The sequence below is a fragment of the Caballeronia sp. LZ024 genome (genome assembly GCF_031451455.1).
GTDB classification, from domain to species: domain Bacteria; phylum Pseudomonadota; class Gammaproteobacteria; order Burkholderiales; family Burkholderiaceae; genus Caballeronia; species Caballeronia telluris.
The window spans coordinates 1,235,306-1,256,180 of the sequence record NZ_JARUXL010000001.1; the positions used below are offsets into that span (position 1 = coordinate 1,235,306).

Annotated in this window: 24 protein-coding genes and 1 tRNA gene; 10 read left to right on the forward strand and 15 right to left on the reverse strand. The window is 63.9% G+C overall.

Features of this window, described 5'->3' with window-relative positions; translation table 11 throughout:
* From QCE48_RS05535 to QCE48_RS05545, 3 genes are read left to right on the forward strand one after another with little or no spacing between them, the layout of a single operon-like run.
* Positions 1-846, forward strand: coding sequence for an FTR1 family protein (locus tag QCE48_RS05535; protein WP_309788141.1), 846 nt, complete (start codon positions 1-3; stop codon positions 844-846).
* Positions 843-2,249 carry a 4Fe-4S binding protein gene (locus QCE48_RS05540; protein WP_309788142.1) on the forward strand — a complete coding sequence of 469 codons (1,407 nt, stop codon included), beginning with the start codon at positions 843-845 and terminating at the stop codon, positions 2,247-2,249. Before QCE48_RS05535 ends, QCE48_RS05540 begins: the two co-directional genes overlap by 4 nt.
* Positions 2,250-2,277: 28 nt before the next feature.
* Entirely contained in the window at positions 2,278-2,691 is a 414-nt protein-coding gene (locus QCE48_RS05545) for a heme-binding protein (RefSeq protein WP_116567293.1), read from the forward strand.
* A gap of 274 nt (positions 2,692-2,965) precedes the next feature.
* On the opposite strand, the gene hemP is transcribed toward QCE48_RS05545, so the two are convergent.
* From hemP to QCE48_RS05565, 4 genes are all read right to left on the reverse strand, one after another.
* On the reverse strand, positions 2,966-3,214 hold the full coding sequence (gene hemP / locus QCE48_RS05550) for a hemin uptake protein HemP (protein ID WP_309788143.1): 249 nt from the start codon (positions 3,212-3,214) through the stop codon (positions 2,966-2,968).
* Between the two features lie 133 nt (positions 3,215-3,347).
* Positions 3,348-3,842, reverse strand: a complete 495-nt coding sequence (locus QCE48_RS05555) for an SRPBCC family protein (RefSeq protein WP_309788144.1) — start codon at positions 3,840-3,842, stop codon at positions 3,348-3,350.
* Between the two features lie 42 nt (positions 3,843-3,884).
* On the reverse strand, positions 3,885-4,283 hold the full coding sequence (locus tag QCE48_RS05560; RefSeq protein ID WP_309788146.1) for an OsmC family protein: 399 nt from the start codon (positions 4,281-4,283) through the stop codon (positions 3,885-3,887).
* 143 nt (positions 4,284-4,426) lie between these two features.
* Positions 4,427-5,299: a pirin family protein gene (locus QCE48_RS05565; protein WP_309788148.1), complete on the reverse strand. Its 873-nt coding sequence runs from the start codon at positions 5,297-5,299 to the stop codon at positions 4,427-4,429.
* 120 nt (positions 5,300-5,419) lie between these two features.
* Between QCE48_RS05565 and QCE48_RS05570 the strand changes: the two genes are divergently transcribed.
* Positions 5,420-6,382, forward strand: coding sequence for a LysR family transcriptional regulator (locus QCE48_RS05570; RefSeq protein ID WP_309788149.1), 963 nt, complete (start codon positions 5,420-5,422; stop codon positions 6,380-6,382).
* A gap of 347 nt (positions 6,383-6,729) precedes the next feature.
* On the opposite strand, the gene QCE48_RS05575 is transcribed toward QCE48_RS05570, so the two are convergent.
* The 9 genes from QCE48_RS05575 to QCE48_RS05615 form a co-directional block, all read right to left on the reverse strand.
* A complete protein-coding gene (locus QCE48_RS05575; RefSeq protein WP_309788151.1) occupies positions 6,730-7,152 on the reverse strand; it encodes a biopolymer transporter ExbD in 423 nt (140 codons plus the stop codon).
* A 13-nt stretch (positions 7,153-7,165) separates the two neighbouring features.
* Entirely contained in the window at positions 7,166-7,915 is a 750-nt protein-coding gene (locus QCE48_RS05580; protein ID WP_309788152.1) for a MotA/TolQ/ExbB proton channel family protein, read from the reverse strand.
* Between the two features lie 30 nt (positions 7,916-7,945).
* A complete protein-coding gene (locus tag QCE48_RS05585; protein WP_409014615.1) occupies positions 7,946-8,689 on the reverse strand; it encodes an energy transducer TonB in 744 nt (247 codons plus the stop codon).
* A 249-nt stretch (positions 8,690-8,938) separates the two neighbouring features.
* Positions 8,939-9,175 carry a bacterioferritin-associated ferredoxin gene (locus tag QCE48_RS05590; RefSeq protein WP_087632948.1) on the reverse strand — a complete coding sequence of 79 codons (237 nt, stop codon included), beginning with the start codon at positions 9,173-9,175 and terminating at the stop codon, positions 8,939-8,941.
* Between the two features lie 164 nt (positions 9,176-9,339).
* The gene (gene murI / locus QCE48_RS05595) at positions 9,340-10,224 is read right to left on the reverse strand and encodes a glutamate racemase (protein ID WP_404983293.1); all 885 of its coding nucleotides are present in this window, start codon (positions 10,222-10,224) and stop codon (positions 9,340-9,342) included.
* Between the two features lie 12 nt (positions 10,225-10,236).
* On the reverse strand, positions 10,237-10,713 hold the full coding sequence (gene bfr / locus QCE48_RS05600) for a bacterioferritin (RefSeq protein ID WP_309788156.1): 477 nt from the start codon (positions 10,711-10,713) through the stop codon (positions 10,237-10,239).
* Between the two features lie 202 nt (positions 10,714-10,915).
* Positions 10,916-12,451, reverse strand: coding sequence for a fumarate hydratase (locus QCE48_RS05605; RefSeq protein WP_309788157.1), 1,536 nt, complete (start codon positions 12,449-12,451; stop codon positions 10,916-10,918).
* 59 nt (positions 12,452-12,510) lie between these two features.
* Complete coding sequence (locus tag QCE48_RS05610; protein WP_309788158.1) at positions 12,511-13,089, reverse strand: TIGR00645 family protein; 579 nt, start codon at positions 13,087-13,089, stop codon at positions 12,511-12,513.
* Positions 13,090-13,204: 115 nt separating this feature from the next.
* Positions 13,205-14,110 carry a DMT family transporter gene (locus QCE48_RS05615; protein WP_309788159.1) on the reverse strand — a complete coding sequence of 302 codons (906 nt, stop codon included), beginning with the start codon at positions 14,108-14,110 and terminating at the stop codon, positions 13,205-13,207.
* Positions 14,111-14,469: 359 nt separating this feature from the next.
* Here QCE48_RS05615 and acs point away from each other — a divergent pair, with 359 nt between their 5' ends.
* The 5 genes from acs (at position 14,470) to QCE48_RS05640 (ending at position 19,385) form a co-directional block, all read left to right on the forward strand.
* Positions 14,470-16,452 carry an acetate--CoA ligase gene (gene acs, locus QCE48_RS05620; RefSeq protein ID WP_309788161.1) on the forward strand — a complete coding sequence of 661 codons (1,983 nt, stop codon included), beginning with the start codon at positions 14,470-14,472 and terminating at the stop codon, positions 16,450-16,452.
* A gap of 108 nt (positions 16,453-16,560) precedes the next feature.
* Positions 16,561-16,887 carry a DUF4212 domain-containing protein gene (locus QCE48_RS05625; RefSeq protein ID WP_309788162.1) on the forward strand — a complete coding sequence of 109 codons (327 nt, stop codon included), beginning with the start codon at positions 16,561-16,563 and terminating at the stop codon, positions 16,885-16,887.
* Positions 16,884-18,920, forward strand: coding sequence for a sodium:solute symporter family protein (locus QCE48_RS05630; protein ID WP_309788163.1), 2,037 nt, complete (start codon positions 16,884-16,886; stop codon positions 18,918-18,920). The genes QCE48_RS05625 and QCE48_RS05630 overlap by 4 nt, the downstream gene beginning before the upstream one ends.
* Before the next feature lie 48 nt (positions 18,921-18,968).
* A tRNA-Ser gene (locus tag QCE48_RS05635) sits at positions 18,969-19,058 on the forward strand.
* 186 nt (positions 19,059-19,244) lie between these two features.
* The gene (locus QCE48_RS05640) at positions 19,245-19,385 is read left to right on the forward strand and encodes a hypothetical protein (protein WP_309788164.1); all 141 of its coding nucleotides are present in this window, start codon (positions 19,245-19,247) and stop codon (positions 19,383-19,385) included.
* Positions 19,386-19,554: 169 nt separating this feature from the next.
* On the opposite strand, the gene QCE48_RS05645 is transcribed toward QCE48_RS05640, so the two are convergent.
* Positions 19,555-19,743 carry a hypothetical protein gene (locus QCE48_RS05645; RefSeq protein WP_309788165.1) on the reverse strand — a complete coding sequence of 63 codons (189 nt, stop codon included), beginning with the start codon at positions 19,741-19,743 and terminating at the stop codon, positions 19,555-19,557.
* A 182-nt stretch (positions 19,744-19,925) separates the two neighbouring features.
* On the opposite strand from QCE48_RS05645, the gene QCE48_RS05650 reads away from it, so the two are divergent.
* On the forward strand, positions 19,926-20,171 hold the full coding sequence (locus tag QCE48_RS05650; RefSeq protein ID WP_309788166.1) for a hypothetical protein: 246 nt from the start codon (positions 19,926-19,928) through the stop codon (positions 20,169-20,171).
* A gap of 69 nt (positions 20,172-20,240) precedes the next feature.
* Here QCE48_RS05650 and QCE48_RS05655 read toward each other — a convergent pair whose 3' ends face one another.
* Positions 20,241-20,735 carry a PRC-barrel domain-containing protein gene (locus QCE48_RS05655; protein ID WP_309788167.1) on the reverse strand — a complete coding sequence of 165 codons (495 nt, stop codon included), beginning with the start codon at positions 20,733-20,735 and terminating at the stop codon, positions 20,241-20,243.
* Positions 20,736-20,875 lie beyond the last annotated feature (140 nt).

A 20,875-nucleotide genomic window follows, 5' to 3' on the forward strand; every position in this document is an offset into this window, starting at 1 on the left:
ATGGGTCAGGTTCTTTTCATCGTCTGGCGCGAGAGCGTCGAGGCTCTGCTCGTCGTCGGCATCCTGTATGCCTGGCTCAAGAACGGCGATCATCATGCGCGGCGCGGCATGCCGTATCTGTGGGCCGGCGTCGCGATCGGCCTCGTTGCCGCGGTCGCGCTCGGCGCGGCGCTCGTCGGCTTCACGGAAGTGCTGTCGGGCAACGCGCAGGACTATTTCCAGACCGCGATGGTGCTCATCGCTTGCGTGCTGATCGTGCAAATGGTGCTGTGGATGAAGCGTCACGGCCGCACGCTCAAGCGCGACATGGAAGCGTCGCTGCAAAAGTCCACGCAGGACGGTCACTGGTGGGGCATCGCGGTGCTGGTCGCGCTCGCGATCGCGCGCGAAGGCAGCGAGACGGCCGTGTTCCTCTACGGCGTGGGCTTTGGGCAGTCGGGACACGTCGCGCCGTCGCAATATCTGGCGGTCGTGATCGGCCTTGGCCTCGCGTTTCTCACGTTCTATGTCTTGCAACTCGGCGGCAAGTATTTCTCGTGGCGGATCTTCTTTCGCGTCACCGAAATCATGTTGTTGTTCCTCGCCGCGGGGCTGTTCGAAACCGGCGTCGACAAGCTGATCGACATGGAAGTCCTCCCGGTCGTGATCAACCAGGTGTGGGACACGTCGCGCATTCTCGACGATTCCAGCACGTTCGGCTCGCTCGTCGCGACGCTGACCGGCTACCGCGCCCATCCGGCCGGGATGAACCTGATCGCCTATGCGGTGTACTGGCTCGTGATCTACCTCCTGCTGCGTCGCTCGAATACGCGCATGGCGCAAAAGGCTGCGGGCCGTCCAGCATGAACAGTGTCCTTGAACGGCCGGGCCGGCTGCGCCAAGCCGGACAATGGATGCAACGGCACGGCAGCGCGATCCGCGGGATTCAGTGGGTCGTGGTTGCCGTGTACGCTTTCCTGATCCTCGTGCCGGCCGTGATGCCGCTGCCCGACGGCGCCGCGCATCTCTGGAGCAACCTGACGCTCGCCGCGCAGTTCGTGTTCTGGGGCATCTGGTGGCCGTTCGTGCTGCTGTCGATGGTGATGCTCGGGCGCGTGTGGTGCGGCGTCCTGTGTCCGGAAGGCGCGCTCTCGGAATATGCGAGCCGCTTCGGACGCGGCTGGGCGATCCCGCGCTGGATGCGCTGGGGCGGCTGGCCGTTCGTGGCGTTCGGCCTCACGACGATTTACGGCCAGATGGTGAGCGTCTATCAGTACCCGAAGGCCGTGCTGCTGGTGCTCGGCGGGTCGACCGTCGGGGCGATGATCGTCGGCGTGCTGTATGGGCGCGAGAAACGCGTCTGGTGCAAGTACCTGTGCCCCGTGAACGGGGTCTTTTCGCTGCTGGCGCGCCTCGCGCCGTTCCACTACAAGGTCGACGAAGACGCCTGGCGCCGCTCGTACAAAGAGGGCGAGCACGGTCATCGCGTGATTCCGATCAACTGCGCGCCGCTCGTGCCCTTGCGCAACATGAAAGGCGCCTCCGACTGTCACATGTGCGGCCGATGCAGCGGCCACCGCGACGCCATCGCGCTGACGTGGCGTTCGCCGTCGGAGGAAGTGGTCCATCTCGGCGACAAGCAGGCGAACGCCTGGGACACGGCGCTGATTCTCTACGGCCTGCTCGGCATCGCGATCGGCGCTTTCCACTGGACGGTCAGCACGTGGTTCGTCGATGTGAAGCAAATATTCGCGACCTGGCTGATCGATCACGACATTCTCTGGCCGCTCGACACCAACGCGCCGTGGTATCTCTTCACGCATTATCCGGAACAGAACGACGTCTTTTCGTGGCTCGACGGCGGCATGGTGATCGGCTATATCGTCGCGACGGGGCTCGTGTACGGCACGGTGCTGCTCGCGCTCGTCGCGCTCGCGACGCGCATGCTCGGCCGCTTCGACTGGACGCGCCTGCATCACCTGACGCAGGCGCTGATTCCGGTCGCGGGATGCGGCGTGTTCCTCGGTTTGTCGGCGACGACGGTGGCGCTCCTGCGCGCCGAACACGTGCCGCTCTGGTGGGTGACCGATCTGCGGCTCGGCCTGCTCGGCGTGGCGAACCTGTGGAGCGCGTGGCTTGCGTGGCGCGTGACTAGCCGGTATGCGGCATCCCGTATTGTTTCGCGCGTGGGGGCGATGGTATGGTTCGTGGCTACGCTGGCCGTCGCGGACAGCGCGTGGTACCTGATGTTCTGGGGCTTTACCCGCTAGCCATTCTTGACCAACCTGTGAGCCGATTGTGAGAACCAAACCCGTACTGACCGACGACGACATCAAGGCCATCGCCGCCGCAGCCGAAGCCCATGCGCACGAGCACCACTGGAACGTGACGGTCGCGATCGTCGATGACGGCGGACATCTGCTGTATCTGCACCGCCTCGAAGGCGCGGGCGCGAGCACGTCGGAAATGGCGGCGGGCAAGGCGCGCACGGCGGTGCTGGGCCGCCGCGAAACGAAGGTCTACGAAGACATGATCAAGCAGGGCCGCACCGCGTTCCTGAGCGCACCGATGACCGCGATGCTCGAAGGCGGCGTGCCGATCATGGTCGGCACGGACATCGTCGGCGCGGTCGGCGTGTCGGGCGTGAAGTCGGACCAGGATGCGGCGATTGCGCGCGCGGGCATCGCGGCGCTGAAGATCGAAAACGTCTGAGCGCGGCGAACCCATCGCGTCAAAACAAACGGCGCGCTTTCCGCGAAGGAAAGCGCGCCGTTTTCATTCATCTGGCCGCTGTGCTTCGGTAGAGCACGGCGCACCCGCGGGAACCAAAAAAAGCGGCTTCGCTGGCTATCGACGACTGGCTGGTGTTTGCACGAAGGGGTCTAATTTCTCGCGTGCAAGTCGTCCTCGCTGGCTAATGCCAAACACCTCTTGGAGAGGTGGTCCCCACAATACCCGGTACTGCAATTCTGTCGTTCGTGCGGCGTTACTTCGTCAGGATGAGCTTGCCGAGACGCGTCGCGCGCAACTGGTAAGTCTCGCCGTTGTGCACGATGCTGATGTGGCTATGGCCCTGCAACAGCGCATCGCTTCGCAACGAGCGCTCGCCGCCCTGATCCGGCGATGCCGATACATGCACCGTCGTCACAGCCGCCTGTTTCGGTCGCGTGATGGCGGCATCGCGCACCACCGGGCGACGCAGCCGAAGCGTGGAAGAGCGCAGGGTGTCGGTCATGTCGGTGTGCTCGTTCGTTGATTCGATGGAGTCATCGTAAATGATAACCATTCCTATTTACAACAACGATTTTTTCATCGAATCCGATTTCCGATAGTCGAAGCCGCGGCGCAATGCGCGGCGGCCCGGAAACTCAGTGGAGCGGGCCTTCTTCGCTGCGGCCGTGCGCGTACTGGCGGATGAGCCGAACCGTGTCGATGTCGGCTTCGCGATACGCGGATTTCACGATCTCCTGCGTCTGGTGGGCGTCGGCGCTGGCGGTGGCGTCGTCGGCGACGGGCAGCGTCGTGCTGTAGGTGAAACGCAGGAAGAGCTGGAGGTCGTCGGGCTGCTCGATCGCCATCGTCAGCGAGCCGCCGACGTAGTCCGCCGTCGGCAGAATGTCGTAGCGCACGCTCGCGCCCGCGTTCAGCGTCACGCGGTCGCGCACGATGGCCTGCCCGTAGTGCAGTTCGCGCTCCATCACGTCGCCCTCGCGCGACAGGATCGTGCAGCTGTCGAGGCCGATCACGAAGAGTTGCGGCTGTTCCGCGCGCAGCACGAGGCCTTCCCACAACTGTTCGGGCGTCAGCGAGTCGACGAACGGATTGAGCGGGTCGTTGATCTGGATCAGGTGTTCGAAATTCAAGACGACGGGTTCCTTCTCGGATTCATGGCGGGCAAAAGCGGTTCAGGCCGGAACGATGCCGGTATCGATGCGGATCGCGCCGCTCAGGATCTTGTGCACGGGACACGCATTCGCGATTTGCAAAAGGCGTTCGCGCTGTTCGTCGCTGAGCGCGCCGGTCAGCACGATCTTGCGGTCGATCACGCTGCCTTCGGCCGTGCTCGCGAGCGAGAGCGTGACGCGCACGGCGTCGAGCGGCCAGTCCTTGCGCTTGGCGTACATCTTGAGCGTGATCGAGGTGCAGGCGCCGAGGCTCGAAAGCAGGAGCGACGCGGGCGCCGGGCCGGTGTCGCGGCCGCCGAGCGTCTCGGGTTCGTCGGCGATCCACTTGTGCATGCCGTCGTCGAGTTGGACCTGATAGTCGGTCGGGCCGATGGTGGCGATCACGGACGGTTCAGCCATGCAGTGCTCCTCTCGTAGGTGTTCAGGCGACGCATCGTCCACGAAAAAGCGGCGCGGCGCGAACGGTTATTGTGACGCAATGTCGCCGTTCGTGCCGCGCCGCGTGACTCGTGCATTGCGATTGTTACAGCGCGTGGACGCAATCAGTGCGTGATCGCGCCAATGCGTCCCGCCTGATAGTCGATCACTGCCTGACGGATTTCGTCCTCCGTGTTCATCACGAACGGACCGTAGCGCACCACGGGCTCCTTCAGCGGCACGCCGCCGATCAGCAGCACGTCGAGCGGCTCGTCGCCAGCGGCGAGCGTCACGCTCTCGCCGTCGCCGTTGAAGAGCACCATCTGCTGCGCGCGCACCGGCGTCCGGTCGGCGCCGTAGAAGCCCGCGCCGGCGAGCGGATAGGTGAACACGCGGAAATCGCGCGGCACCGCCGTCTCGACCGATGCACCCGGCTGCAGCGAAAAGTGCTGGTACAGGATCGGCGTGCGCGTTTCGATCGCGGCCTTCACGCCGAGCGCCTCGCCTGCGATCACCTTCACGCGTACTCGGCCGTCCTCGCTCACGGCGACCGGGATTTTCCCCGACGCGATCTCCTGATAATGCGGCGCGATCATCTTGTCGCGGCGCGGCAGGTTCACCCAGAGTTGCAGACCGTGCACGCGGCCGCCGGTACGCGTGAACTCGGGATCCGGCATTTCGCTGTGCACGACGCCCGCGCCCGCCGTCATCCACTGGACGTCGCCTTCGCGCAGCGTGCCGGAGTGGCCCGCCGAATCCTTGTGGCCGAACTGGCCTTCGAGCACGTAAGTGACCGTCTCGAAGCCGCGGTGCGGGTGATCCGGCGCGCCTTTCGCCTCGCCGGGCGCGTAGTCGACCGGTCCCATTTCGTCCAGCAGCAGGAACGGATCGAAATCCATCAGAAGGCGCGTCGGAAACGGGCGATGCACGACAAAACCGCCGCCTTCGACGGTTCGAAGGGCGGGAACGGTGCGTTCGATAGTACGGGTAGTGCTCATGGGACCTCGCGTCGCTATCAGGGGAATAGCGCTAAATTTGGAACACAGAGCTATTATATGAGCCCGATTCGCGCGAAAAAGCCGTCTAAACGCAATGGATTGTCCCGCCAGTGAAACGATATGAAAGCCGACACGCACGACCTGAATGATTTGATGTACTTCTCGCACGTCGTCGAGAACGGCGGCTTTTCCGCGGCCGAGCGCGTGCTCGGCATTTCGAAGTCGCGGCTGTCGCGGCGGGTGTCGGAACTAGAGGCGTCGCTCGGCGTGCGGCTTTTGCAGCGCTCGACGCGCAAGCTCGCGCTCACCGAAGCCGGCCAGCTCTTCTACCAGCACTGTCAGGCGATGCTCGCCGAGGCGCAGGCGGCCGTGAACGTCGTGCAGAGCCTGCGCGATTCGCCGCGCGGCACGGTGCGCGTGAGTGTGCCGGTGACGATCGCGCAGACGTTCCTGTCGGCCGTGATGCCGGAGTTCCTGCATCGCTATCCCGAAGTGCGCGTCGTGCTGCGCGTGACGAACCGCGTCGTCGATCTGTTCGAGGATGCCGTCGATGTCGCCCTGCGCGTGCGTTCCGAGCCGCCCGCGAATTCGAACGTGGTCGCGCGGCCGCTGTGGCGCACGGAACAGATGCTGGTGGCGGCGCCGTCGCTGCTCAAGCCCAATGCGCCGCCGCTCACGCCGTCCGAGCTCGCCCAGTTCGACACCCTCGACACGCCGTCGAGCGATGGCCGTCACGTCTATCGCCTGATCGCGCCCGACGGCACGCGCCACGAGTTCGAGCACGAGCCGCGCCTCGTGACCGCCGATCTGTCGATGATTCGCGAAGCCGTGCTGCGCGGCGTCGGCATCGCGGCGCTGCCGGAGATGATGTACGGCGCGCCGCTGCGCTCGGGCCAGCTTTCGCCGGTGATGCCGGGCTGGACGTTTCCGTCGCCGCAACTGTATGCGGTGTTTTTGTCGCGGCAGGGCATGGTGCCGGCGATCCGGGCCTTCGTTGATTTTCTGGTCGAGTCGATCGACGACGGACGGCGCTTCCCTGGAGAATGTCCTGTCGAGTCAGCGCCCGCGCGCGAAACAGTGTGACTATTCTTCGCGCGACGCATCGTTTCTCGCATTGAAGCGCGTGCTTGCGATGGACAGATTCAATCGACCGAGGGTTGTACGCGAAAATGCGCGGCGTTATATTGAAATCCCTTCGCTAAGGAGCTTCTTATGCGAAAACTGACGGCTACTCTTATAGTTAGCCTGATAGGGTTGATCGCGCTGTCCGTGTCGACCACGGCTGCCGCATGTGGCGATTCTTCGAACTCAAGTTATTCGAGCCCGAAGTGACTGCCCGCCCGAATGCGCTGAGTGCGCACAAAAAAAGGCCTTCATCCGACGATGAAGGCCTTTTACTTTGCGGCGTCTGAATCGATCAGTGCGCCTGCTTATTTCCCCGCTTTAGGCTCCGTCACGAAGCCGATCTTCGACAAACCGCCCGCCTGAGCGGCCGACATCACATCGGCGACGCGCTCATACGGCACCTTGCGGTCCGCGCGCAGATGCAGTTCCGGCTGCGGCGATTGCTTCGACGCCTGCGCGATGCGCGCGGCGAGCGCGGTGTCGTCGACCTTCTGGTCGTCCCAGAGGATCGTGCCGTCGGCTTCGACCGCGAGATTCACGTGCGCGGGCTTCGTGTCCTGCGGCTGGCTGCTCGCGTGCGGCAGGTCGATCTTCACGGCGTGATTCATCGCCGGAATGGTCACGAGAAAAATGATCAGGAGAACCAGCATCACGTCGACGAGCGGCGTCATGTTGATCTCGCTCATCATGCCGTCGTCTTCGTCGCCGGCGAAAGGGCTCATTGCCATCGGAAACCTCGCTTTAGCTGGCGCGCGTGGCGAGACGCAGGCTGTCGGCGGCGCCCGCGCCAGCGGGGCGCTTGGTCGACGAGAGCTTGGTGCCCGTCACGAAGAACGCATGCAGGCCGTGCGCGAAGCGGTTGAGCTTGGTCACGATCGACTTGTTCGCACGCGTGAGCGCGTTATAGCCGAGTACCGCCGGAATCGCGACGAAGAGGCCGAACGCCGTCATGATGAGCGATTCGCCGACCGGGCCCGCCACCTGGTCGATCGACGTCTGGCCGGTCGCGCCGATCGTGAGCAGCGCGTGATAGATGCCCCAGACCGTGCCGAACAGGCCGACGAACGGCGCCGTGCTGCCGATCGAAGCGAGGACGGCGAGGCCCGACTGCATGCGGCCGACGCCTTCGTCCATCGTGTCCTTCAGACAGCGCGTGACCCAGTCGGAGACGTCCATGCGGTCGTGCAGATGCGGCTGCGTCTGGTGATGATGGTCGGCGGCTTCCTGGCCGGAGAGGGCGAGGGCGAGAAAGGGATTGTCGGCGGGACTCGATGAATGGCTGCCGAGCTTCTTGATGCCGTCGGCGAAATCGTCAGAGTGCCAGAACGCGCGCTCGGCGTTCTTGGTCAGGCGCTTCAGGCGCAGAACGTTCCACGCCTTCACGACGATCACCGTCCACGAAAGCACCGACATGATCACGAGCGCGAGCGCGATGCCGCGTGTCACGAAATCGCCTTGCGCCCACACGTGCGCAATTCCGTAGTTTTCCATTGCAGTTCCTGTTGTATCTGAGAAATTTGATCAGTCGGTCAGACTGAAGACGAAAGGCACGGAAGTGACGGCGCGGATCGCCTCGCCGTTTTCTTTGTAGGGTTTGCAGGCGCTCGCTCGCACGGCGTCGAGGGCGGCTTCGTCGAGACGCGACGAACCGCTCGTCTTCTTCAGCGCGATGTTTTCGAGCTTACCAGACACGCCGAGGACGAATCCGACCACCGCAGTGCCGGTCTCGCCGCGGCGCTTTGCCATCGTCGGATACTCCGGCTGGACGATGTTGCACGACAGGTGCGAAATGTCCTTCGGGGCGGAAAGCGCCATCGTCGGGCGCCCGACGGCGGGTGCGGCCGCCTCGGGCTGGGCGGGAGCCGGCGGGGCGGGCGGCGCCGGGGGCGTCGGGTCGGGCGTGGGAGCGGCGATCGGCGATGGCGCGTCGCTTTGCGGCATCGGCTTCGGTGCCGGCTGCGGACGCGGCTGGACCTTGGGCTTGACGATCGGCTTCGGCGGAACGGGTTTGGGCGGTGGAGGCGTCGGCGTGGATTCGACCGCGACGGGCGCGGCGACGGGCGCCGGCTCGGCGCTGATCAGTTCCGCGGTGATCGCACGGACTTCGACCGGACGGGGCTTCGGCTCGTTGCGCATCGTCGTGACGACCGCGACGAGCGCCACATGAAGTGCAACGACGGCGGCGGCCGCCACCATCACGCGGCGATCGATGCCGCTGGTCGGCTCCGGCGTCGGGCCGGCGGGTGTCATTGTCGGGGACTGCATGGGATCAGATGGGGGCCGCGAAGAGTGAATCCACCGGGCCTGTGCAGCACTTCAGGCTAAACAACGTCATGTTCGGAAAATCAGCAGAGAGATAAAGAGAGTGGTCACGAAGCCGATCAGCAATTCCATCATTTCTCCCGGAGAAGACGTGGCGCGGCTGGCTGGTGCGACTGGCTTGCGGCGGTGAGATCGATGCAGCATCCGGCAAAGCGCGCAATGGCTTTTCCGGCGCCACACGGGTGTGAAGCGTCAGGCGGCCTTGCGTTCGTAAAACGTCAGCGGAACGGCATGGTGCTCGTGCCCCACGCCGCAGCGCGACGCGCAGACGCCGCTTTGCAGCATCACGTCCCGCACCGATTCCTCGCACTTCCCGCAGCATAGCGCGACGCCGAGCTCGAATTGCAGTTCGTCGAACGAATCGACGCCACCGGCGATGGCCGTGCGGATCTTGCGGTCGGATACGGACTTGCACACACAGACGATCATGATCAGTCGCGATAGCTAGGGTTAATGCGAACTATTATCATTCAGTATCAGCGTGTTTGCAAGCGCGTGTCTGTGTTTAATGTAACAAAACAAGGAAGTAGGAAGGGTTTTCCAGAGCGACCGGTGCGACCGGGCTGACGAGGCGTCCGGTATTCAGGGACGCATCACGCCGCGTCGGACCGGAGCGGCTGGGTGCGGCGCGACGGGATGACGACGTGCTGAACGCGCGTGTCGATGCCAAGGAGTGTCGCTGCGAGCTGGCGCTGCGATTCGCCATCGGCGGTGGAATAAAAGAGCGGGAGCGGGGCCGATGCCGACGGGGCGGCGCGCAGGCCGTGGAGGTCGAGCTGCCGTTCGAGCTGGCGCGCAATGGCGACGCTCGTATCGACGATGTGCAGGCGATCGCCCGCGATCGAGCGGATCGCTTCGTGGAGGAAAGGGTAGTGCGTGCAGCCCAGCACGAGCGTGTCGGCGCCGGCGTCGAGCATCGGCTGGAGATAGCCTGCGAGCAGCGCCATCAGTTCGGGCGAGCGGGTGTCGCAGCGCTCGACGGACTGCACGAGACCATGTCCCGGCTGGCAGATGAAGCGGCAATCGGCCGCGTAACGGTCGAGCAGCGCCTGAAAACGCAGGCTGCGCAAGGTGACGGCGGTCGCGAGCACCCCGACGACGCGCGTCTTCGACAATGACGCTGCCGGTTTGACACCGGGTTCCACGCCGATCAGCGGAATGGATAGCCGCTCGCGCACGAAAGCGATCGACTGCGCGGTCGCCGTATTGCACGCGACGACCAGCGCCTTGGCCCCGCGGGCGGCGAGCCATTGGCCGATCGCCATCGTGCGGTCGACGATGAAATCGTCGTCGCGCTCGCCATACGGCGCATGGAGCGAGTCGGCGACGTAGACGAGCGGCTCGTGCGGGAGCGCCGTGCGCACCGCGCGCAGCACGGACAGCCCGCCGAGCCCGGAATCGAAAACGCCGACGGGCGCGCTCGTCACGGGGACGGCGCGCTCGAAGGGTGAGTTGGTTTGCAAAACGGACAACGACACGATGCGCGAGACTTATTCGCCTTCGCCCATCATAGTTTGCTGGTAATTCTGAATACCGACCTTGTCGATCAGATCGAGTTGCGTTTCGAGCCAGTCGATGTGCTCTTCGGTATCGTCGAGAATCCTCACGAAAATTTCACGCGAGACGAAATCGCGCACCGACTCGCAATAAACGATTGCTTCCTTGCACGTGCTTTGCGAAATCTGTTCGAGCTTCAGGTCGCATTCGAGAATCTCTTTGGTCTCTTCGCCGATCAAAAGCTTGTGCAGATCCTGCAGATTCGGCAGGCCGTCGAGCATGAATACACGCTGGATCAGCCAGTCGGCGTGCTTCATTTCGCCGATCGATTCGTCGTATTCGTGCTTGTTCAGGCGCTCCAGGCCCCAATGCTTGTACATCCGGGCGTGCAGGAAATATTGATTGATCGCAGTCAGTTCGTTCTTCAACTGCGAGTTCAGGTATTCGATGACTTTCGGGTCGCCTTGCATGATTGTTCCTTGTTCGGGGCGTACTGCTTCTCGGAATCTTTGAACGATAAACCTTGCAGAGAAAATTGCCAAGGTTAGATAAAAATCTTTTGTTTCAGATGAAAATGAGAACGAATCTCTTTATGGCAATGACACTGCTGAATAAAAAACCGGGCGGCCACGCCCGGTTTTCATAGGCGGGTAATTATTCAGCGGTCCCGCATCAGGCCGTCGCGACGGGAATCTTGCCGATCTTCGCCTGCCATTCGGCCGGCCCCGTCTTGTGCACCGACGTGCCCGACGAATCGACCGCCACCGTCACCGGCATGTCCTGCACGTCGAATTCGTAGATCGCTTCCATGCCGAGGTCCTCGAAGGCGACGACTTTCGCGCCGCGGATCGCCTTCGACACCAGATACGCCGCGCCGCCGACCGCCATCAGGTAGGCCGCGTTGTGCTTCTTGATCGCCTCGATCGCGACCGGGCCGCGCTCGGCCTTGCCGATCATCGAGATGAGGCCGGTCTGGGAAAGCATCAGTTCGGTGAACTTGTCCATGCGCGTCGCGGTGGTCGGGCCCGCCGGGCCGACGACTTCGTCGCGTACCGGATCGACCGGGCCGACGTAATAGATCACACGATTCTTGAAATCGACCGGCAGTTTTTCACCCTTCGCCAGCATGTCCGCGATGCGCTTGTGCGCGGCGTCGCGACCCGTGAGCATCTTGCCGGAGAGCAGGAGCGTCTGGCCCGGCTTCCACGCGGCGACCTGCTCCGGCGTCAGCGTGTTCAGGTCGACGCGCTGGCTCGTTTCCGTGTTCGGCTCCCAGTTCACCTTCGGCCACGCGTCGAGCGACGGCGCTTCGAGCTTCGCGACGCCCGAACCGTCGAGCGTGAAGTGCGCGTGGCGCGTCGCCGCGCAGTTCGGGATGATCGCGACCGGCTTCGATGCCGCGTGCGTCGGCGCCGCCATGATCTTGACGTCGAGAACGGTGGCAAGGCCGCCGAGACCCTGCGCGCCGATGCCGAGCGCATTGACCTTCTCGTGCAGCTCGATACGCAGCTCCTCGATCCAGTCCTTCGGGCCGCGCGCGATGATGTCCTGGATGTCGATCGGGTCCATGAGCGACTCCTTCGCCATCACCATCGCCTTCTCGGCCGTGCCGCCGATGCCGATGCCGAGCATGCCCGGCGGGCACCAGCCCGCGCCCATCGTCGGCACGGTCTTGAGAATCCAGTCGACGATCGAATCCGACGGATTCAGCATCGCGAATTTCGACTTGTTCTCCGAGCCGCCGCCCTTCGCCGCGACCTGCACGTCGACCTTGTCGCCGGGCACGATCTCGTAGTGGATCACGGCCGGCGTGTTGTCCTTCGTGTTCTTGCGTTCGCCTTCGGGCGGGCTCACGATCGACGCGCGCAGCACGTTGTCCGGGTTCAGGTAACCGCGGCGCACGCCTTCGTTGATCATCTCGGTGACGCCCATCGTGGCACTGCCGTTTTCACTTGCCCAGCGCACGTCCATGCCGACCTTCACGAAGACCGTGACGATGCCGGTGTCCTGGCAGATCGGCCGTTTGCCTTCCGCGCACATGCGGCTGTTGGTCAGGATCTGCGCGATCGCGTCCTTCGCGGCCGGGCTTTCCTCCAGCTCGTAGGCGCGGCCGAGCGCCTGGATGTAGTCGAGCGGATGGTAGTAGCTGATGTACTGGAGCGAATCGGCGATGCTCTGGATCAGGTCTTCCTGTTTGATGACGGTCATGGCTTGGGCTCTTGGGGACGGGATTGGACTCTCGCGCTCTGCGGCGCTCGGCGATGCGCTCAGTCAGTCGCGCGGGCGGGCGCGACCGACTCGTTATGGAAATGCTGCGGATGTGTATGCGTGGTCAGGCGGTCGACCCACGCCATGATGAGCGCGGACAGCAGGAACGCGAGGTGAATGAGCACCTGCCACATCACGGCGCTTTGCGAGTGCTGATCCGGATCGATGAAGGTTTTCAGCAGATGGATCGACGAGATGCTGATGAGCGCCATCGAAAGCTTCACCTTCAGCACGCCCGCGTTGACGTGATCGAGCCATTCGGGCTCGTCCGGATGGCCTTCCACGCCGAGCCGCGAGACAAAGGTCTCATAGCCGCCGACGATCACCATGATGAGCAGGTTCGAGATCATCACCACGTCGATCAGGCCGAGCACGACCAGCATGATGTTGGTTTCGTCGAGCGTGAAGGCGTGCGAGACGAGGTGCCACACTTCCTTCAGAAACAGCACGACGTAGACGCCCTGCGCGACGATCAGGCCGAGATAAAGCGGCACTTGCAGCCAGCGGCTCATGAAGATGAGCCTCGGGAGCGGGCCCATCGGGCGGGGCGAGCCGGGAACGTGCTTGGGAGCGGACATGGGCTTCAGGTTGGACGAATGCCGGATTGGGGAACCCGCAATTGTAGCGTGTCGATCGTAAGGTTCGCCGAAGGCGCCCGGCGCGAGGTGAGGGCGCGAGCCGAAGGCGGCGCGCTCAGGAGGCCATCGGCGGAACCTGGCGTGGGCGGATGCTCGCGAGCGCGATGCCCGCGACCACGCACGCGAGCGCGATGCCATGCGCTATCGTCGGCCGCTCGCCGAGGAACACGATGCCGTACACCGCAGCCGCGATCGGCAGGACGGCCGAGAACACGCCGGCGAGGCTGCCGTCGACGTGGCGGATGCCCTTCATCCACAGCCAGAACGAGAAAATGCTCGCCGAGAGCCCGTACCACAGCACGAGCGTCCAGGTTCCCGCGCCGACGCTCGCGTAGTCGAAGGAGAGGAGCGCCGGGAGACCCAGCGGCAGCATCAGCAGGAGCCCGAAGCCATGCGTGTACGCGCAGATGTCGATGGCGGGCAGTGTCTCCGTGAGGCGGCGCGAGAGGATTACGTAGAAGGATTCGCAGCACACGGCGCCGAGCACCATGAGGTTGCCGGCGAGCGAACTCTCCCTGGCCGTGCCTGCGAGCGCGCCATGCGCACTCTGCGCGACGTTGATGACGACGACGCCCGCGATCGCCAGCGCGATCGACACGAGCGCGCGGCCGTTCGGCCGCTCCTTGAGAAAGAGCCACGCGAAGAGCGCGACGACCGCCGGGATCGTGCTCGTGATGACGCCCGCCGCGACCGCGCTGGTGCGCTGCACGCCGTTGAGCATGAGCAGCGTGAACATGAACGTGCCGAAGAGCGCCTGCAGGAACAGGTTGATCCATTCGCCGCGCGCGACGCGCCTCATCTTCGACGGCCGCAGGAGCGGCCACAGCACCGCGATGGCGATCACGAAGCGCAGGAGGGCGAACAGCGTGACGGGAACGAACGCGACAATCGACTTGCCGACACCGACATTGCTGCCGACGAGCAGCATGGCTGCGATAAGGTACAAGGCGTATCGATTCAAGCTGGAATCCGGACGGCGAGTTCAGTTACGATTGTAGGGACGCATGCAGGCCGGGCGCTTTACGGCCGCGTGGATCGAAATCCAGGCGCGCATTGTAGAAGCCGCGCGACCCTCTCGTATACCCCGTGTCGATTGGCGGCGGCGCGTAAGAAGCGGGTAAGGCGGGAGGCTTATCGTGGAGATAAAGGCCGGACATACAGGTCGACGAACGAACGTGCTGCACCGCGGCAACGAACGCTCGTCGAAGCAGGAGACACAGTCAGCTGCGAGGCGCGAATGCGCGTCCCGCGTCAAACGGAACATGCGGCCCGTGCCCACGCGCGCCGACGATTTTAGATTCACCATCAAAGGGGTTGTCGATGTCTGCGATTGAATCCGTACTCCAGGAACGCCGCATTTTCCCGCCTTCCGACAAGGCTTCGGCCCATGCCGCGATTTCCGGCATGGACGCCTACAAGGCCTTGGCCGACGAAGCCGAGCGCGACTACGAAGGCTTCTGGGCGCGCATCGCGCGCGAAACGCTCGCGTGGCACAAGCCGTTCACGAAGGTGCTCGACGAATCGAACGCGCCGTTCTACACCTGGTTCGAGGACGGCGAACTCAACGCGTCGTACAACTGCATCGACCGTCACGTCGAAGCGGGCAACGGCGCGAAGAACGCGATCATCTTCGAAGCGGACGACGGCACCGTCACCAACGTCACGTATCAGGACCTGCTCTCGCGCGTCTCGCGTTTCGCGAACGCGCTGAAGAAGCAGGGCGTGAAGAAGGGCGACCGCGTCGTGATCTATCTGCCGATGTCGGTGGAAGGCGTCGTCGCGATGCAGGCCTGCGCGCGCATCGGCGCGACGCATTCGGTCGTGTTCGGCGGGTTCTCGTCGAAGTCGCTGAACGAGCGGCTCGTCGACGTGGGCGCGGTCGCGCTCATCACCGCCGACGAACAGATGCGCGGCGGCAAGGCGTTGCCGCTCAAGAACATCGCCGACGAAGCGCTCGCGGCCGGCGGCTGCGAGGCGGTGAAGAACGTGATCGTCTATCGCAGGACCGGCGGCAAGGTCGCGTGGACCGAAGGCCGCGACCAATGGATGCACGAACTCGTCGAGAACGAATCCGACCAGTGCGAGCCGGAATGGGTGAGCGCCGAGCATCCGCTCTTCATCCTCTACACGTCGGGCTCGACGGGCAAGCCGAAGGGCGTGCAGCACAGCACCGGCGGCATCCTGCTGTGGGCCGCGCAGACCACGAAGTGGACGTTCGACATGAAGCCGGACGACATCTTCTGGTGTACTGCCGATATCGGCTGGATCACGGGACACAGCTACATCACCTACGGGCCGCCCGCGATCGGCGCGACCCAGGTCATGTTCGAGGGCGTGCCGACCTATCCGAACGCGGGCCGCTTCTGGGAGATGATCGGCAAGCACAAGGTCACGATCTTCTACACGGCGCCCACCGCGATCCGCTCGCTCATCAAGGTCTCGGAAGCCGATGCGAAGGTGCATCCGAAGAGCTACGACCTGTCGACGCTGCGCATCCTCGGCACGGTTGGCGAGCCGATCAATCCGGAAGCGTGGATGTGGTATCACGAGAACGTCGGCGGCGGGAAGTGCCCGATCGTCGATACGTGGTGGCAGACCGAGACCGGCGGGCACATGATCACGCCGCTGCCGGGCGCGACGCCGCTGGTGCCGGGTTCGTGCACGCTGCCGTTGCCGGGCATCATGGCGGCGATCGTCGACGAAACCGGCCAGGACGTGCCGAACGGGCAGGGCGGCATCCTGGTCGTCAAGCGTCCCTGGCCGTCGATGCTGCGCAACGTGTGGGGCGACCCGAAGCGCTATCAGACGAGCTACTTCCCCGAAGAACTCGGCGGCAAGCTGTATCTCGCCGGCGACGGCGCCGTGCGCGACAAGGACACCGGCTACTTCACGATCATGGGCCGTATCGACGACGTGCTAAACGTCTCCGGTCACCGGCTCGGCACGATGGAGATCGAGTCGGCGCTGGTCGCGAATCCGCTTGTCGCGGAAGCGGCGGTCGTCGGCCGTCCGGACGACACGACGGGCGAAGCCGTCGTCGCGTTCGTGGTGCTCAAGCGTGAGCGCCCCGAGGGCGAGGAGGGCACGAAGATCGCGAACGAACTGCGCGCGTGGGTCGCGAAGGAGATCGGTCCGATCGCGAAGCCGAAGGACATCCGCTTCGGCGAGAACCTGCCGAAGACGCGTTCGGGCAAGATCATGCGGCGCCTGTTGCGCTCGCTCGCGAAGGGCGAGGCGATCACGCAGGACGTCTCGACGCTCGAAAATCCCGCGATTCTCGACCAGCTCGGCGAAGCGAAATGAACGTTCGCGGTTGAGCCTTCGTGCAAAACGGCTGCCCTCGGGCAGCCGTTTTGCATTGCAGCGGTCGATCCTGATTGCCCGCGCGGCGCGGTTTTGGTAAACAGTCGCATGCCCGTCGAGACCCCTTCCCAACGCACGCCCGAAGCGCCGCCCGTATCGGCGGCAATGGCGCGCGCGCATCGCGCTTACTGGCGCTTCAACGTCGCGCTGATCGCCGTGCTGATGGCGCTCGGCTTCGTCGTGTCGTTCGGCTTGCCGCTCGTGGCGTCGCGGCTCGAGGACGTGCGCATCGCGGGCTTCCCGCTGCCGTTCTACTTCGGCGCGCAGGGCGCGATCCTCGTGTATGTCGCGCTGATCGTCGTCTATATCGTGCTGATGCAGTTCGCCGATGCGCGCCTTTTGCGAGCCTCGCGCGCGGCCGGCGGGCAGACATGAAGCTGACCAACCGCCTGATCGTCTACTACGCGCTCTATACGGTCGGCTTTTTCTTCTTCATCTTCGTGATGGAGCGCATCGAGCGCGTGACCGGCCCCGGCATGTGGATTGGCTACGTGTTCCTGTTCGTGCCGATCGCGGTCTATGCGGTGATCGGCCTTCTGTCGCGCACGTCCGATCTCGTCGAATACTACGTCGCGGGGCGGCGCGTGCCGTCCGCGTTCAACGGCATGGCGACGGCGGCCGACTGGCTGTCGGCGGCATCGTTCATCGGGCTGGCCGGTTCGATCTACGCGAGCGGCTACGACGGCCTCGCCTACGTGATGGGCTGGACGAGCGGCTACTGCCTCGTCGCGTTCCTGCTCGCGCCCTACGTGCGCAAGCTCGCGCGCTACACGATCCCCGATTTCCTCGGCACGCGCTTTTCCAGCAACCTCGTGCGCGGACTCGCCGCGTTCGCCGCGATCCTCTGTTCGTTCGTCTATCTCGTCGCGCAGATCCAGGGCATCGGGCTGATTGCGTCGCGCTTTATCGGCATTGACTTCGCGATCGGCATCTTCTGCGGGCTCGCGGGCATTCTCGTGTGCTCGTTTCTCGGCGGCATGCGCGCCGTTACGTGGACGCAGGTCGCGCAGTACATCATCCTGATCAGCGCGATGCTGATCCCGGTCTCGATGATCGCGCATCGCGAAGGGCTTGGCTGGCTGCCGCAACTGAACTACGGACGCGTGATGGAGCGCGTCGAATCGCTCGAACGGATGGTCGCAGACTCGCCCGAGGAAGCGCGGGTGCGCGACGACTACCGGCGTCAGGCCGCGCAGATCCAGTCACGCATCGACACGCTGCCGCAGTCGTATCGCAGCGAGTACGGGCGGCTCGTGTACGCGATCGCGGAACTGCGGCGGCATAACGGGCCGCTGCGCGAGATCAGCGCGCGCGAGCGCGAACTCGAAGCGTTCCCAAAAGATCCCGCCGATGCGCTCGCCAAATGGTCGCGCGAGCGCGATGCGCTGCTCGAACGCGTGGCCGCGCCCGTGCCGATGGCGCAGGCGTTTCCGGTCGCATCAGCGGGGGCTGCCGAGGAGGAGAGCCGGCGCGTGCATCAGCGTAACTTTCTGTCGCTGCTCTTGTGCCTGTCGCTCGGCACGGCGAGCCTGCCGCACATCCTCACGCGCTACAACACGACGACCTCGGTGGCGTCGGCGCGGCGCTCGGTCGGCTGGACGCTCTTCTTCGTCGCGCTCTTCTACCTGACGGTGCCCGTGCTCGCGGTGCTGATCAAGCACGAGATTTTGTCGGGGCTCGTCGGCCACCGGTTCGTCGATCTGCCGCAATGGGTCATGCAATGGCGCAAGGTCGAGCCGTACCTGATCCGCATCACCGACATCAACGGCGACGGCATCGTGCGCTGGGCCGGCATCCAGATGCAGCCGGACATGGTGGTGCTGGCGGCGCCCGAAATTGCCGGGCTGCCGTATGTGATCTCGGGGCTGATCGCGGCGGGCGCGCTGGCGGCGGCGCTTTCGACGGCGGACGGTCTGTTGCTCACGATCGCGAACGCGCTCTCGCACGACGTGTACTACTGCATGGTCGACCGGAGCGCGACGAGCCAGCGGCGCGTGACGATTTCGAAGATTCTGCTGCTTGGCGTGGCGCTGTTCGCGTCCTATGTGGCGTCGCTGAATACGGGAAATATCCTGTTTCTGGTGGGGGCGGCGTTTTCGCTGGCGGCGTCGAGTCTCTTTCCTGTACTTGTGCTCGGCGTCTTCTGGAAGCGCACGACCCGGCGCGGCGCGGTGGCGGGGATGATGGCGGGGCTCGTCGTGTGCGTTTATTACATCGTCTCGACGTATCCGTTCTTCACGCAGATGACCGGTTTCGCGGGGGCGCGATGGTTCGGCATCGAGCCGATCAGTTCAGGCGTGTTTGGTGTGCCGGCGGGATTCGTCGTGGCGATCGCGGTGAGTCTCTTCGACCGCGACAAGCCCGATGCGTATACGCGCGCGCTCGTGGACTATATCCGTCACCCGTAGGCAGGGGCTGGCAGGGCCGGCGGAGTTTGCTATACTCTGCGTCTTGCCGGAGAGATGGATGAGCGGTTTAAGTCGCACGCCTGGAAAGCGTGTATAGGGTAAAACCTATCCGGGGTTCGAATCCCCGTCTCTCCGCCAGAGTCAGTCATAAAGCCCTGTAACTTGAATGAGTTACAGGGCTTTTGTTTTTTCGGGTTATCAAAAAAACCAGAAAAAATCGCCCACTACGCGGGCATGTCGAAGCCGACGGATTCGTTTGAGCGCTGGAGCTATACAGCAAGGGACGAGGCGCGCGCCGAATAGAGGCAACGCGACTACATCGCCATGCTCGACTTTCTGGATATCCGAGCGTCGGATATCGACGTGAACCGTATGGTGGACGAAGCGACGAATATGGAAATGGCGCTTGCACAGACGCCGCCAGGTTTGATTCAACTCGACCTTGCATCAAAATGTTGGCCTTAATATCCGGCTGACGTGTAAGGAAGCCGTGGTTGTCGATTTGCGTCCTACACGCGCGAAGTCTAGCTTTTTCGAAACCAAATTCCGCCGATAGCCGCCCTCGAAAGGCGGGCGTCTATTACCTCAACTCGCCAGCCCACGCTTCCATCATCAGGCGGCGTCGCCGCGCCCGTCACTCCACCTTCCCCGCGTAGTCCCCACCAAACTGCGCGATATAAGTACTCAGTCCACGGCCCGCGACCGCAAGGCGCTTCATTTCTTCGACATGCTCCCGTCCGGGCACGCGATGATCGTAGAGATACGTCGAGCCATTCGCGAATCGCACGCGAATGCCGTCGCGCAAAACTTCAAAGGCTCGCACGCCTGAGTTCCCCGCGAGATTCCCGTAAGCCTTCATCAGCGGCTTTCCTCCTGTCGGCAGAACCCAGTCGAACGATCGTACGCGCATAAAAAAGCGAGTTCGCGCGAATCCCGTATACTTCGGGGCTCAAATTTATCTTCGATCCGGCTAAAGTTCGCGCGGATCGTGCCGAAATAGCATTCATGGAACACGACCACGATCCCTTCTTCGAATCCGACGACCCGCATTTTCAGCGCGCCCGAGCGTTGAGCATGAGTATCGGTGCGATCCGCAAGGCGCAAGGCAAGCCCAGCCCGAACGACTTTGCGGTCGGTACGGTCGAATGGCACGTCGCCGTAGAGGACTTCGCCAACGACGTGCTGGCCGCCCTCATGGACGACATGGATTTCGCCAGCCTGCAATTCGGCCACGCCGATACGAGCAAGTAAGCCGCTCGCGTAGCACACCGGGCCGTCGGCCGCCGACCGTAGAACGCCCGGCGGACGACCCGCACCTCCTCAAAGTTTCACGCCGCCTGCTTCGGGCGCATCGACGCCCGCCGGCGGTATCGCTCCCGTGTCGCGCACATCCGACGACCAGTACGGCTCGCGCCCGTAATGCTGATGTACGGTGCTCGCCCATTGCTTCTCCGCCATCAGAGGCCACGCGTCCTTGTCGAATCCCGGCGAATTGCGGACCTGCTCCGAGGTCGCGGCGAGCCGGAAACACTTCTTGTCGGTATCGAGCGTGAGGGCGCTCCACGGAATCGCGAGCAGCTTGTCGCCGATACCGAGAAAGCCGCCGCTCGACATCACCGCATAGGCAATGCGCCCTTGCCGCACGTCGAGCATGATTTCCTTGATCGAGCCGACGTCGTCGCCATCGCTGCTCATGACCGTGTTGCCGTCGATCGTGCTGGCCGCCATGACGTCGGGGCCGGGGCCATCGGCCGTTGCGGCGCCCTTGCCGACGATCGTGGCACCGCCCGATGTAGAAGAGGTTGGGATGCTCATGTTAGCTCCTGAAATGTCGGCGGCTCGTCTGGCCGTCTGCATCGAATTCAGCAATGAGTGTTCCCATCGCGCACGGCGGCGCCGATCGTCGCGCGTCATTTTCCAGCCTTCGAATAATCAGAGGCGTTTATTGAGGAAAG